Annotated in this window: 9 protein-coding genes; 7 read left to right on the forward strand and 2 right to left on the reverse strand. The window is 58.3% G+C overall.

Annotation, left to right across the window (positions count from 1 at the left end; all coding sequences use genetic code 11):
• Nucleotides 1-8 precede the first annotated feature (8 nt).
• The 6 genes from glf to OS914_RS01395 all read left to right on the forward strand — a co-directional run bounded on the left by glf (nucleotide 9) and on the right by OS914_RS01395 (nucleotide 9016).
• Nucleotides 9-1193 (forward strand): UDP-galactopyranose mutase, encoded by a 1185-nt coding sequence (glf, locus tag OS914_RS01370; RefSeq protein WP_267544260.1) that lies wholly within the window; start codon nucleotides 9-11, stop codon nucleotides 1191-1193.
• The gene (locus OS914_RS01375; protein WP_267544261.1) at nucleotides 1190-3199 is read left to right on the forward strand and encodes a glycosyltransferase; all 2010 of its coding nucleotides are present in this window, start codon (nucleotides 1190-1192) and stop codon (nucleotides 3197-3199) included. Before glf ends, OS914_RS01375 begins: the two co-directional genes overlap by 4 nt.
• Nucleotides 3196-4074, forward strand: coding sequence for an ABC transporter permease (locus tag OS914_RS01380; protein ID WP_267544262.1), 879 nt, complete (start codon nucleotides 3196-3198; stop codon nucleotides 4072-4074). Before OS914_RS01375 ends, OS914_RS01380 begins: the two co-directional genes overlap by 4 nt.
• Before the next feature lie 22 nt (nucleotides 4075-4096).
• Complete coding sequence (locus OS914_RS01385; protein ID WP_267544353.1) at nucleotides 4097-4828, forward strand: ABC transporter ATP-binding protein; 732 nt, start codon at nucleotides 4097-4099, stop codon at nucleotides 4826-4828.
• Entirely contained in the window at nucleotides 4797-6905 is a 2109-nt protein-coding gene (locus tag OS914_RS01390) for an acyltransferase family protein (RefSeq protein WP_267544263.1), read from the forward strand. The genes OS914_RS01385 and OS914_RS01390 overlap by 32 nt, the downstream gene beginning before the upstream one ends.
• 116 nt (nucleotides 6906-7021) lie before the next feature.
• The gene (locus OS914_RS01395) at nucleotides 7022-9016 is read left to right on the forward strand and encodes a DUF6541 family protein (protein WP_267544264.1); all 1995 of its coding nucleotides are present in this window, start codon (nucleotides 7022-7024) and stop codon (nucleotides 9014-9016) included.
• Nucleotides 9017-9083: 67 nt separating this feature from the next.
• Here the strand turns inward: OS914_RS01395 and OS914_RS01400 are convergent, their stop codons facing one another.
• Entirely contained in the window at nucleotides 9084-10907 is a 1824-nt protein-coding gene (locus tag OS914_RS01400) for a DUF8189 domain-containing protein (protein ID WP_267544265.1), read from the reverse strand.
• A 1027-nt stretch (nucleotides 10908-11934) separates the two neighbouring features.
• Here OS914_RS01400 and OS914_RS01405 point away from each other — a divergent pair.
• On the forward strand, nucleotides 11935-12915 hold the full coding sequence (locus OS914_RS01405; protein WP_267544266.1) for a hypothetical protein: 981 nt from the start codon (nucleotides 11935-11937) through the stop codon (nucleotides 12913-12915).
• A gap of 469 nt (nucleotides 12916-13384) precedes the next feature.
• Here OS914_RS01405 and OS914_RS01410 read toward each other — a convergent pair whose 3' ends face one another.
• A complete protein-coding gene (locus OS914_RS01410; protein WP_267544267.1) occupies nucleotides 13385-14272 on the reverse strand; it encodes a glycosyltransferase family 2 protein in 888 nt (295 codons plus the stop codon).
• Nucleotides 14273-14287 lie beyond the last annotated feature (15 nt).

A 14287-nucleotide genomic window follows, 5' to 3' on the forward strand; every position in this document is an offset into this window, starting at 1 on the left:
GAGAGTTTGTGAACGCTGATCTCGTCATCGTCGGCTCGGGTTTCTTTGGCCTGACCATCGCGGAACGTGCTGCCACCGAGCTGGGCTTGAAGGTCGCCGTACTGGACCGCAGGCACCATATCGGTGGAAATGCCTACAGCGAGAAGGAAGCGCAGACCGGAATCGAGGTGCACCGCTACGGGGCGCACCTCTTCCACACCTCCAACGAACGCGTGTGGGAGTATGTGAACCGCTTTACGGAGTTCACGAATTACCAGCACAAGGTCTACACCAGCCACAACGGCGAGGTCTACCAAATGCCGATCAACCTCGGCACCATCAACCAGTTCTTTCGCGCATCGATGGGGCCTGCCGAAGCTCGGGCCTTGATCCAGGAGCAGGCAGGGGAACTGGCCGGCACGGATCCGCAGAACCTCAATGACAAGGGCATTCAGCTGATCGGGCGTCCGCTTTACGAGGCCTTCATTAAGCACTACACGGGCAAGCAGTGGCAGACGGACCCGAAAGACCTGCCTGCGGAGATTATTTCCAGACTGCCCGTCCGCTACAACTACGATAACCGTTACTTCAACGACGCCCACGAGGGTTTGCCGGTGGACGGTTACACGGCGTGGATCGAGCGCATGGCGGACCACCCGAACATCGAGGTGGTCCTGAATACCGACTTTTTCGACGACGGCGAGTTTGGCCGGTCGACAGTCCTCGGCCAGGTGCCGGTCGTCTACACCGGACCGGTGGACCGCTATTTCGACTATGCCGAGGGTGATCTCTCCTGGCGCACGATCGATCTGGAGGAAGAAGTGCTCCCGACCGAGGACTTCCAGGGCTGTGCGGTGATGAATTACCCCGACGACGCAGTGCCGTACACGCGTATCCACGAGTTCCGGCACTTCCACCCGGAACGCGACTACACCAAGGACGCCACTGTGATCATGCGCGAGTTCTCCCGGTTTGCGCAGAAGGGCGACGAGCCCTATTACCCCGTCAACACCTCTGACGACCGGGCAAAACTGCTCGCCTACCGGGACCTGGCGCAGGATGAAAAGTCGGTGCTGTTCGGCGGCCGGCTGGGAACCTACAAGTATTTGGACATGCACATGGCCATCGGGTCTGCGCTAAACATGTTTGACAATAAGATCAAGCCGCACTTTACCGGCGGAGCAAAGCTCGAAAGCGGAGGAGTGGACGCATGAGCGTGGAAACAAAGGCGGAAGTCGAAGTACGCACGGCAGATGCCAGAAACTGGCGGACCCTGCAACGGGTGATTCTGCCCAGCCAAAGCCAGATGGACACCGTAGCGTTGTATATGGACACCGGCAGCGCCACAGGGGTTCAGCTGCCGACCATGGGCCAGGATCCCCGCGATACGGCGCGGCCGCAGACTGACGGTGGCGCGGGAGCGGATGTCCATGTTGAGGACTTTCTTTCCCGAAGGTCAACCTCAGTCCGCTCCGGGGAACGGGTATCCTTCGGAACGTACTTTAACGCTTTTCCCGCCAGCTACTGGCGGCGCTGGACCACCGTTGAGAGCGTTCGCTTATCCGTTAAAACGACGGGAAGCGGAGCCGTGATTGTCTACAAGTCCAACGCCCGCGGTTCGTTGCAGCGCGTCGACACCCGCCAGGTCGACGGCGACGCCACCAGCACTTTCGACCTTACGCTGGCCCCCTTTGGCGACGGCGGCTGGTACTGGTTTGACTTGGTGGCAAGCACGAAGCCGCTGGTGCTCAAGGAAGCCGAGTGGCAAAGCGAGGGGGAGGGAAAGCCCGCCGGTTCCGTGACCCTCGAAATCACCACGCTCAACAAAACCGATTTCTGCATCAATAACCTCCGCCTATTGTCCGATCATCCCGCAGCGCTGGAAAATGTCAAGGAAGTTATCCTTGTCGATCAGGGCACTCAAAAGGTGGAAGATGCGGACGGTTTCGCGGATGTAGCAGCAGCCTTGGGTGGGAAACTGCGCATCATCAATCAGGGCAACATCGGCGGTTCCGGTGGCTTCTCCCGGGGCATGTATGAAGCGGTGGAGAATGGCAGCGACTACGCCCTCCTGATGGACGACGACATCGTCGTCGAACCCGAAAGCATCACTCGGCTGCTGACGTTCGCGGACCTCTGCAAGAGACCAAGCATCGTGGGTGGGCACATGTTCGATCTCTACAATCGGACGGTTCTGCACACCTTCGGTGAGATTGTCAATCCCTACCGCATCCAGCCGGCGCTGCCTCATGAAGACATGATCCTTGGTCATGACTTCATGCGGTCAAATCTGCGCCAGACTTCGTGGCTCCATCGGCGCTGCGACGTGGACTACAACGGATGGTGGATGTGCATGATCCCCACCAAAGTCATCCGTGAAATCGGGCTGTCGCTGCCCATCTTCATTAAATGGGACGACGCCGAGTACGGACTCCGGGCCAAGGAAGCAGGCTTCCCCACGGTGTCGTTGCCCGGGGCAGCTGTCTGGCACGTCTCTTGGATCGACAAGGATGACCTCGTCGGGTGGCAGGCATACTTCCACGCACGGAACCGGATTATCACCGCCCTCATCCATAGCCCGTACGAGCACGGCGGAAGAGTTGTGCGGGAATCCAATTACAACGACATCAAACACTTGGTGTCGATGCAGTACGCCACCGGTCGGGGGCGGAACATGGCCTTGGAGGACCTGCTTGCAGGACCGGAAAAACTCCACGCATTGCTTCCAAAAAAGCTACCCGAAATACGCGAGATGATGAAGGACTATTCTGATTCACAGTTCGCGGCTGAACCTGACTCGTACCCGACCCCAAAAATGGCCAAACCTCCGCGCCACGGGCACGGTGTCCGCCAACCGTCAAGGATGTCCTTGATCCCCTGGGCCGCCAAGACCATCGTCCGGCAACTGACGAAACCCGTAACCCCGCTGAGCAAGGAAAGGCCGCAGGCCAGCGTTGCCCATCAGGACAACCGGTGGTGGCGGATGTCCCAGTTCGACAGTGCCTTAGTGACCAACGCCGAGGGAACTGGGGCCTCCTGGTACAAGAGGGACCCCAAGCAATTGAGGGAGATGCTCGCTGAGAGCACGAGGCTGCACGCGGTCCTCTTACGCGATTGGCAGAAGCTCAGCGCCACCTACAAGGCAGCCGTGCCGGTGATTACGTCCTTCGAGGAGTGGAAGAAGACGTTTGATGCCCAAAGCGAGAAGCAGAGCCAATGAGTTCCAGCGTTGATGCGCTGGTCAGGCCTGGCCTGGGCGGTGGTCTTGGAGATGTAGTTCGTTCGCGGTTCCTGCTCAAGCTTTTGGTCCGCAAGGAACTCAAGGTCAGGTACCGCGGATCGATACTTGGTCTGCTGTGGTCCTATGTTAAGCCCGGCGTCCAGTTCATCGTTTTCTACATAGCGCTTGGCGTGTTTCTCGGCCTGGAGAAGAGTCCGCGGAATCCGGATGGCCTGCCGAACTATGCTGTCTATCTGTTCTCCGGAATCGTACTGATAAACTTTTTCACCGAAGCATTGGGCAATGCTGCTCGGTCTATTGTGGGCAATGGCGGCCTGATCAAGAAGATCTATCTGCCCCGGGAGCTTTTTCCTGTCGCCTCCGTATGGGTTTCTGCAGTGCACTTCTTTCCCCAATTAGTGGTTTTAGTGGGGGCCTGCTTTGTAGCGGGGTGGCATCCCAATGTGATTCAGTTGGGAGCGGCATTATGCGGATTCATACTCGTAGCCCTCCTTGCGACCGGGCTGGGCTTGTTGTTTGGAGCAATTAATGTTTATTTCCGGGATTCGGAAAACTTCGTGGATATGCTGCTGATGATTGCTACGTGGGCTTCACCGGTGATGTACGCATCGACCATGGTCCAAAGCAAGCTCGGTGACGTGTGGTACAACATTTACCAAACGAATCCCATCACCATTGCCGTAGAGGCATTCCACTATGCCTTCTGGCTTCCGACGACGGACGGCAGCGCGGGTATCCCGCCGCACCTCCTCTCGTTTTGGATACCTGTAGGCATCGTCGTGTCGATAGCCGTCTTGATTCTCGGACAGCTGACTTTCCGTCGGCTCGAGGGCCGCTTTGCCCAGGAGCTCTAAGATGGCTACAACGACCTTCAACGTGACGACGTCCATTGAAGTCAAGAACATCAGTAAACAGTTCGTGCTGCGGCACACCCGGTCGATCAAGGAAGCTGTGGTGTGGCTCGCTAAGGGCCGCAAAGGCGACTTGGTGGAGAAATTTTTTGCGCTCGATAACGTATCCCTGGACATCAAACAGGGCGAGACCGTCGCGCTGCTCGGTCTGAACGGTTCTGGTAAATCGACGCTACTGAAGCATATTTCCGGGGTGATGCTGCCGGACTCAGGATCAGTTCATACGCGTGGACGGGTTGCTGGTCTGATTGAAGTGGGGGCAGGATTCCACCAGGACCTGTCCGGCCGCGACAATGTTTACCTCAACGGCGCGATTCTCGGGATGACCGAGGAGCAGATCAACGATCGATTCAATTCGATCCTCGAGTTCTCCGAAATCGGCCAGTTCATCGATACGGAGGTCAAGTTTTACTCCTCGGGGATGTACTTGCGGCTGGCGTTCTCGGTGGCCGTGCACACAGATCCGGAAGTCTTCCTCGTCGATGAAATTCTCGCCGTCGGTGACGAACCCTTCCAGAAGAAGTGCCTCAAGAAGATCAAAGAGCTGGCAGAGGCGGGGAAAACGCTGGTGGTAGTGAGCCATGACTTGGACGTAGTGTCCAAAATCTGTTCCCGCGGAATATTGCTTGACCACGGGAAGATTGTTTTTGATGGAGCTATCACCGATGCCGTCGCGACACTTCGCAGCAACGGCTGATATGTCCGCCCTCAGGGTAACGCGGACTTCCCGGGCAGACATTCAGGGGCTGCGGACCCTGGCTGTTGGGCTCGTTGTTATTTACCATCTTTTTCCGGGCGCACTACCGGGTGGATTCGTGGGCGTTGACGTTTTTTTCGTCATCTCGGGTTTCTTGATAGTCGGCTCCTTGGTCAGGGAAGCAGTCAAGACGGGCGGAGTCGACCTGCTGGGTTTTTACTCCCGCCGCATACGTCGACTGCTGCCGGCTGCCACGGTCGTCTTAGTGGCTACCATCGGCGCAGCAGTCGTACTCTTGCCCCAGGGACGGTGGCAGGGGGTGGCCAGGGACGTCGTGATGTCTGCTCTCCAGGTACAGAATTGGAACCAAGCATTCAGCGCCGCCAGTTACGAGGGTGCTACGTCGTTGGTTTCCCCTGTGCAGCATTACTGGTCGTTGGCGGTGGAGGAGCAGTTCTACATTATTATTCCGCTGGTACTGATGGCGGCAACGGCCTGCGCACACTTGCTTAAGTGCGGAAAGGAAATGACCAGCCTGGCACTGTTAGTCACAGTTACCGTTGCATCGTTTGTCCATTCTGTCATCTTCTCCGCTGCATCTCATGACGTTGCTTATTTCGCAACAACCACGCGAATGTGGGAACTGGGGCTTGGCGGGATCCTGGCAGTTCTCGTTCCGAAATTCACGGTGCGCAGCCTCCCCGCCGTTATTGCGGGCTGGGCAGGATTTGCCTTGGTGGTCGTTTCTGCTGTGTTCTACTCGACGGAGATGCAGTTCCCGGGGTGGATTGCCGTAGTTCCCGTAGCAGGGACCATGCTGATCCTGGCCGCTGGCTCACTTTCGGCTGGCGTGCCTGCCAGATACTCTATGACGGGCATTCTCGGGCTTAGGTCCGTGACCTATATAGGGGATATTTCTTATTCCCTATATTTATGGCATTGGCCCGTCATTGTGTTTTACGTCTTCGTGCTTGGCCACGCTCCCAACCTGTACCAAGGAGCCATCATTTTGGTTTTGAGTATGGCGTTGGCCGTGTTTTCATATCGGTGTATTGAAGGTCCGCTGCGCCGCGGACGACCGGTCAAGACACCTCTGGGCCAACATTTCAAAGCGACTGTGCCACGCTGGAGTGCATACTCGCTGGGTGTGACGCTGGTGGCGTTGTCCTGCCTCACAGCTTGGGCCCCGTGGACTATTGTCCAAACTAAAATTGACCAGCGGAACTCCGCCATAGATTCCGTAGACTATCCCGGCGCATTGGCTTTCCAAGCCGGAAATCCAGCGAACGTCAAGCACGGGCTGCCCGTTCGCCCGGACCCTACCGTTGCAACGATGGACGGTCCCGTCACTAGCCAAGACGGCTGCAACGCCTATGATCCTGCAGCCGTAGCAGATACCGCGTGCTGGTATGGGGATCTTTCGGGTACCTCCACCGCCGTCGTCGTCGGTGACTCCCACGCGGCCCAGTACGTTGACCCTCTAATCGATGTGGTAGCGCCGATGGGGTGGAAGGTCCGGGCCATGGTTCGCAACGGCTGTCCTTTTTCCGCTACTCCGCCGGCCTCCGCGGACACGACGTACACTAATTGCTCGGGGCAAAACAAGACGACGCTGCAGAAAATTCTTGACATGAAACCTCAGCTGGTTGTGGTCGGGGGAATGACTGCCGACGGATATGAACAAGCGCTGCATTGGAACTGGGCAGGAGGAACACCGGACCTGGTCCGTGGATATGTGTCCTTGCTTAAACCCCTTGTGGAAGCGGGCATCAAAGTGGAAGTCGTTTTGGACAATCCTTATCCATTGGTTTCCGTACCTGATTGCGTTCAGATGAATGGGGCGGACTCTCCGAAATGTCAGTTAAACCAGCCCGACGAGGCTCGGACGACGGACCCGCTTGGGGAGGCGGCGGCAAAGATACCCGGTCTGGGCGTCGTCGATCTTCATGACTATTTTTGCGCGGACGGCACCTGCCCTGCTGTTATCGGTAATGTTCTGGTCTACCGCGACAACCATATGACCAACACCTTTGCTAAGACATTGACCGGCCCACTTGGCGCCGCCCTTGGCTTTTAGCCGCGCCCACGTTCGCCCGCCGCGCAAGTATGATCAAAAGAGGTTGCCCACCCGCTGCGTCATGTCCAGCGGTTTGCACGGCATCCTGCAAATGAGTTTTTGGGAAGGTTATTTACGTGTCTTGGTGGTCTACAGTTCCGCTGCTCGCCGCCGCGGCAGCGATCTTTTTTGTGCCCGGTGCGGTCATCGCCTGGGCCAGTCGCGTCCGCGGATTCGCACTGGTTGCCTTGGCGCCGGCCCTGACGGTGACTTCAGCCTCCGTGGCGGCCATGGCGGTACCATATCTGGGACTGCAATGGTCCGTTTTTGTAGTCCTTGGGTTCTCTCTGGTGCTGGCGGCAGTGGCGTTTCTGCTTTCCCATGGCACAGCCCGACGCTGGCCCGGCCCTCGCCGTCGAGGATACGGCTGGGTCGTGCCCCTCGCCGAAATGATAGCGGTGGCCCTGGGGGCGCTGTTGGTGGGACGGCGGCTGGTCTACGCTTTCGGAACGCCTGGAGCCATTTCACAGACTTTCGATAACGTTTTCCATCTCAACGCCATCCGTTACATCGTAGACACCGGCTCGGCTTCATCACTGTCCATTACAACATTGACCGGTGGAGGCTTTTACCCAGCGGCTTGGCATGACATGGTGTCCCTCCTGATCGATGTCACGGGGACTCAGATTCCGGTCGCGGTAAATTTAATAAACATCTGCATAGGTGCTCTCGTTTGGCCTGTCGGCTGCATCTATCTGGTCCAGCAGATTGTCGGGCGAAGAGCATTGCCCAGTATCATCGCTGGAGTCCTCTCGGCCGCTTTCGGGTCCTTTCCACTCCTGATGCTGGACTTCGGTGTGCTGTATCCGAATGTGTTGGCCATTAGTTTGCTGCCGATTGCTCTCGGCGCCAGCCTGCAGGCCCTCGGCGTAGCCCGCGAGCGGACTGCTTCTCCCGTCGTGAGCTGGCTCCTCCTCTTAGCCGTGTTGCCCGGGATGACCTTGGCGCACCCGAGCAGCACAATGGCCCTTGTCGCACTGCTGGTGCCGGTACTGCTGGGGATCTGGTGGCGTGAGGTTCGCCCGCGCCTAGGCCGATGGCGGGCAACCTGGAAGCAGCTGGCCCTGTACGTCGTGGCAGTCCTCGTGAGCGCTGCGGTACTCCGGGTCGTATGGCAGTCAGTTCGTCCGCCAGAGTCGGCTTCCACTTGGACTCCCGTGGAGACGACAGCCAACGCTATCGGCGAGCTGATAGCGAGCGCCCCGTTGGGGCGTCCAGTGTCCTGGCTGGTCTTGATCTTGGCGGCAGTGGGGATCACCACCTTGCTGGCCCGCCGCCAACACCAGTGGTTGGTGGGCATGTATGGAGTGTTGGGGGCGCTTTTCGTCATCGTCGCCTCGTTCCCCGTCGGTCCGCTGCGCACGTTCTACACCGGGGTCTGGTATAATGATCCGCCGAGGTTGGCGGCCTTGCTGCCCGTTGCCACCCTTCCCCTAGCTGTGGTTGGTGCCATGACCGTGCTGGAATGGGCCTACGGACGATGGGGAGAGCAGCTGCTGACAACCTTTCACAACAGCCGCCCAAGCCAGCAAGGGAAGTTTGATGGGAAGCTCGTGACGCGCTGGGGAGGTGTCGCTGCGCTGGCGGTGTTGACGGTGGCCCTGATGGCAGGGACGCAGCAGACTAATGTCCGAGTGGCGGCCAAGCACGCTGCCGCTTCCTACCAGCTTTCTGCAGAATCCCCTCTGTTGTCCGTGGACGAGAAGAAGCTTCTGGAACGGCTGGACGAGGAAGTTCCCGTTGGCGAGGTTCTAGCGGGAAACCCATGGAATGGCAGCGCGCTGGCATATTCTATTGCGGACCGACGGACGATCCAGATCGGTATTCTAGGCAAACTTCCGGTCGGTGCCACTGAAATTTATGATCGGCTCAATGACGCAAAAACCGACCCTGACGTATGTCCAGCGGTGCGGAGCCTGGGGATACATTACGTGTTGGACTTTGGCCATCAAGAGGTCCACGGGCAAGACCATGGCTTCCAAGGACTGGACAACTTGGGCACGAGGGGCGTTGCAACGCTGATCGACCACGAGGGTCAGGCAAAACTCTACAAATTGACGACCTGCTGGTAAACGGCCCCTTGTCCGCTTCGGCCGCGGTCTTTGGGGGCGCAACCGGGAGTGGGGGTGCCCCGCAGGCTTAGGAGCCGACGGCGGTCCAGCCAAGGTATTGCTGGAGTCGGCCGTCGGTTCCGATGCCGAAGAGGGTCAACGTGCCATCTGTCTGGGCCAAACAGGCGGGCAGGCCGATGATGTTACTGGGTAGCTCAACCCATTGCGGGGCAAGTCCCGTCACGTCAGCCGCGCTTACAACCACAACGGATCCGGTCGCGGTGCGGGCTGCCAGGAATAGGCACTGTTTGGTCCGCGAGTCTGGGGCTGCTGTAGGTTGACCTTGTCCGGCAGGGCCGCCGAGGTTCATAACTACAGGGAGCCAGCTCCCATCGACGACGGATTGGACCGAAGCTAATAACGTACCGTCGACGGGACGGCGGTAATAGACCTTGAGCAGGTCAGCACTATCTCTGATTGCCTGCGGCGCCCCAGCCGGAGCGGAGGAGGGGAATTGGGGGTCGTAGCGGAGCGGGCCGTTCGGAAGGTGCTGGTACCAGTGAGCTATCCCAGAGTTGCTGCCGGCAAAAAGCTCGATCCTGTCGTCGGCTGTCAGAACGGGGGAGGAACACTCGTTGAGCAGACCTGAGCCATCCGGCAGATCCTGCCATTCGCCAAAGCTACCGTTGGGAACGGTCTGCGAGGTGATGCTCATCCCGCCACGGGCATTCCGGCTAAATAGTACTAATGTACCGTCCTGGTTGTTGCTGGCGGCAGGGACGCCCGTTGCACCTCCGGCAGCAGCGCCGTCGGCATTTCCTAGCGTCAGCCAGGCAGAGAAGGCTAGATCGGGGCCCGTCTGGTAGGCGGTGGTGATGTCATGCGTGTCGAGCCGCAATCCAAAGACCTGAAGACGTCCGTCCGCATTGGTACCGACAGTCAGACAGGGTGAAATTGGGCCGCCGCCGATCCCCTCCGGTCCACTCCACGGTTGGTCCCCGGAGTCCTGATGCCAAGCCAGCACCTGGTTGTTTTGGACAGCGAAGGCCCAGCTCCGTCCCTGCGGGTCACGTCCTATCCAAGCGTTGCCAGGGGGCCACCGGTAATACATTGACGCCGTCCAACCAAGATCTTGCGCGAGCGGATCGGACTGCTGGTAGGTGCTGAAGACACTGGCTTTTCCAGCCGAGGCCTCCACGGTCAGGTTGGACTGGGAATCCTCGATACTGTAGCAGCGGTAATTTATGAGCAGCGCATGATGGTTACCACCGGGGCCGTTATATCCGTTCACTGCCTCGCCCACGAACCGGGCGGCCGCTACGTGGTCCGCGTGTTCCAGCCGTCCCAGCTCGTCTGGTAAAGGATCCTGGGCCCTTATGATCGTGGGCTGGAACATATCCATCAGCGATGTCAGCATGCCAACGAGCGCTTCCCTGGTGTAGGTGCAGCTCAGACCTACCGGACTGTCATCTGGAACGATCGTTGGAACAGTGGCATAGCTGCCGTTGAAGAGATTTGTCAGGGCCTGAAGATGATTCTGGTCGCCGCCATCAGGCAGGCAGAGGAAGACCAGCTCGACTGGACTTACCGACCCGATGAGGGTGGCCAGCTCCACGGCCCTGCCACTAACTGGCAGCGCCCTGCGCTGCCAGTTGTCCGGGAGGCCAGCCATCTGGGCGTATGCGGCGCGTTCGCCGGCTTGGCGGTCACGGGCGTATTGTTCCCTGGTGCGGTCGGGCAGTCCATTATTTTCACCGGCGGTCAGGTATACAGTGCGGTGCGGGCGTCCCGCCGCAATCCAGTCGCTAAGGTCTGGATTCTGGAAAAATAAGTCATCGTCCTGATGGGCGACGAAGCTCAAAGAACTGCCCGCTGGCGAACCCTCGAAAATCGGGTAAACCGAAGCGCCCATGGCCTTCCTCTGTTCCACTTGACAGCAGTATGCGCTTTCGTGGGAGCCAGTAACTGACCATCGATTCCGGAGCACAACGCATTATCACCGAGATTATATCGCAAATCTGCTCATATTACTGGTACTGGATAGTGGCCGATTTTACGTTTCCTGCGGTGTCTGATGGTAGCGAGCGGGTTCTCACACGGTTCCGGTGAGTGGGAAAGAGGGCATCGCCGGCGGAGTACGCGCCTCGCCTGGTCAGTGGCGCGTAGCGACTTCCACCGGTCCGTCCACATGGTGATCGACGGCGGTGACGTACTCATCGCCACCAGCGCTGTATACAGACGAAATCTTGGCGCAGCGCACTTGTGCGGGAACGAAATACTGGCCAGTGTCTTCTTGTCGGATGACGTGGTGCCAATCAAGACGTCAACGTAGGGATGAGTGCAGCGTCCGCAGGTTTCTGGCACGTGCTGCGATTAATGTCCGGCTTCTGGGCCGTCGCGGTGCCAATTACCAAGCGGGCCACAGCTAAAGAGATTCTTCCCGTTGGGCACGGGGGCGACAGTTGTGGGCGATTGCCCGGTGCTTTGCGCTGCGTGTTAGCCGGAGGCACCTATTTACCCTTACGAGGATTTCGTGTCTCAGGGTGCACTGGTTATTGATGATGAATCCAGGTGGGGTGCACGTCTCGAATATTCGGGGTCGATACAACGATCGCTAGAACTCGTCGGGTTGGCGTGGGTATCGGCGTTAACATCGGACGCGGAGACGCTCCCGGTATCGCCGTATGGACACACATGTGGGAATGTGCGTGTTTGGACAAGCTCGAACCGCGGAGCACGGCGATAATGGATGTTTCGGTCTGGTCTCTGAACTACTTCGGTTCAGCTATTATGGCCTTGCGCTGTCACATTTGGTTACAGCGTGAACAATCGTCATCAACGCATCTGGGGAATACATGAAAAAGTACAGAAAAGGGATTGCTGCGGCCGCCGTTGGCGCTGTGTTTGCAACTCTGATCATTGGAAGTGCAGGGCCAGCCATGGCAAAAGGAAGCGAAATTGGCGGCTCCGGCAACCGTTTCTTCCTCAACGACCAGTTTTCCGGCAACGCCAATAATGTCTTTAGTTATGGCGACGCGGGCGACCGCATATATGTGGGCGACTGGGACGGAAATGGAACGGACACCATCGCTATCCGCCGGGGCAACAAATTCTTCGTCCGCAACTCCAACAGCAGCGGGCCAGCAGATTTTGTCTTTTCATATGGCGACCCCGGAGACGAGATCCTTGCCGGAGACTGGGACGGCAATGGAACGGACACCCTGGCCGTCCGGCGGGGTAACACGTTCTTCATCAAGAACAGCGTCTCCTCCGGGTTCGCGGACAGCGTCATCAGCTACGGTGATGCCGGAGACACGGTTCTGGTCGGAGACTGGGACGGAAATCGGACCGACACACTTGCCGTCCGACGCGGTAACGGTTTCTTCGTCAAGAACAGCATTTCCAGTGGCTACGCGGACAGGGTCTTCAGTTACGGTGATGCCGGAGACACGATCTTGGTTGGAGACTGGGACGGGAATAGGGCCGACACCCTAGCCGTCCGTCGCGGCAACACCTACTTTCTGAAGAACTCCCTCAGCGGTGGCTACTCCGATACCGTGTTCGGATACGGTGAGGCTACTGACACCGTACTCGTTGGAGATTGGAACGGGAACGGAACAGCGACTATCGGCGTCCGTCGCGAAGCTCCGTCGTTTACGTATTCCGGATACGGCGACTCGGTAATTAACATCAGCAAACCAGGAGGAATTAACGCCTCCGCGCTGGCCAGTATTAGTTATTCTGGCGGTGGCTACTTTAGCATTTGGACACTTGATGCCCGCGGGCAGGCAAATGACCTCTTAGTTAGCGCCTTCGGCTCGTATTCCGGAACGGTTATTTTTGATAATTGGGACTGGATGGCTAAGTCGACCAGCCTTGAAATCCATGCTTCCGGACCTTGGACGATCACAATCCGCTGACCATCGGTAGTGGCCGGTGATGGCACTCAAACCATCGCCGGCCGCGGGCGTCCCTAACGCGGCTCGGTCCGTGGGTTCCGCGTCCACCGTGTCAGCTCCTCGATCAGCTCCGAGTACCGCAGCTCGAATCAAACCCAATATCTGCACGGCGTCCTGCAGGCAGACACCGAATCCAGACAGGGATCACGCCATCAGCGCCTCCCGAAAATCTGCGCGGCTTAGGCATTAAAAGCATCGAAGGATTCGACTACTCAAATGCCCGATTCCCTGAGGCCGAAGGGTCCGCAGCCTTTGGGTGCTTCAAGTTCACCAACCAGGCCCGGGACCTGCTTCTATATGAGGATGTGGGCACTGGCACCGGGACACCGCTTTAGCGGCACCCGCATGCCAACAGGGCTAAGTAAATACAGTCCAAGCCGGCAAGGAGCCGGCAACTGCGGCGCTGGCTGGACGATAACCAGCGCTAGAGTCAGGCTCCGAGGCCGTGCCTCAATAGTTTGCCGAGCGTCCGACTATCCCGGGAGAGTCCGGCCCGCGGGGCGAGGAGCAGTGCGTGGGCCCTTGAGGTCAACCGCAGCCTGGCTGCGGCTGAGGCCTTTCGCCAGCCCAGTGCCTGGACCTGAAGACGAGCTTTTTTGTAGTAGTCGCGTTCGCCATCGAACCGCGACCCGTCCACCAATTTCTCAGATGAGGCGCTCTTTGAATGCCGGCGATAGGAAAAACACAAAGTCGGTTCCAACAGCAGGGAGGCACCCTTGGCGAGCATGTCGACAATTAAGGCAAGGTCCTGGATCACGGCGTAGTCGTCATTAAAATCAACGTCGCGTATTTTTGACGTACGGAAGACCAGCGATGGCCAGTAGAGCCAGTCGCCATACATAAGGCTGCTAACTAGCGGTTCACCTTTAAGAATGCGGGGACCCACGCCGCGGGGCCGGACAAGCCGCTGTTTCACGGTATCGGCGAGCGTGCTGACGATCCTGCCTCCGTCGTCAATGATTTGAACGCCGGGCTGGACGATGTCCGCGTCCGGAAACTGCCGGAGGGCATCGAGAACTGTACTGACATAGTTCGGCAGCAGAACGTCGTCGCAGCCCAAGATGGTAATGAAATCCTCAGAGGCGAGTGCTACACAGGTACGGAAGTTCGCCGTTATGCCTTCGTTTCGATCCTTGCGGATATAGGAAACGCGCGGATCGCCGAGCGCAGAGAAGTAGCCGGCGATTGACTCGTCGGGATACGCGTCGTCTACAACAGTCAACAGCCAATTCCCATTGTGCTGGGCGAGAACGCTTTCGACTGTCTCCTTGAGGAAGGCCGGAGAGCCCCAGAATGGAATAAGTATGTGAAGAGGCATGTGGAAATATCACGA

Origin of the sequence: Arthrobacter endolithicus (genome assembly GCF_026627425.1) — a bacterium.
In the GTDB taxonomy this organism is placed as follows: Bacteria; Actinomycetota; Actinomycetes; order Actinomycetales; family Micrococcaceae; genus Arthrobacter_M.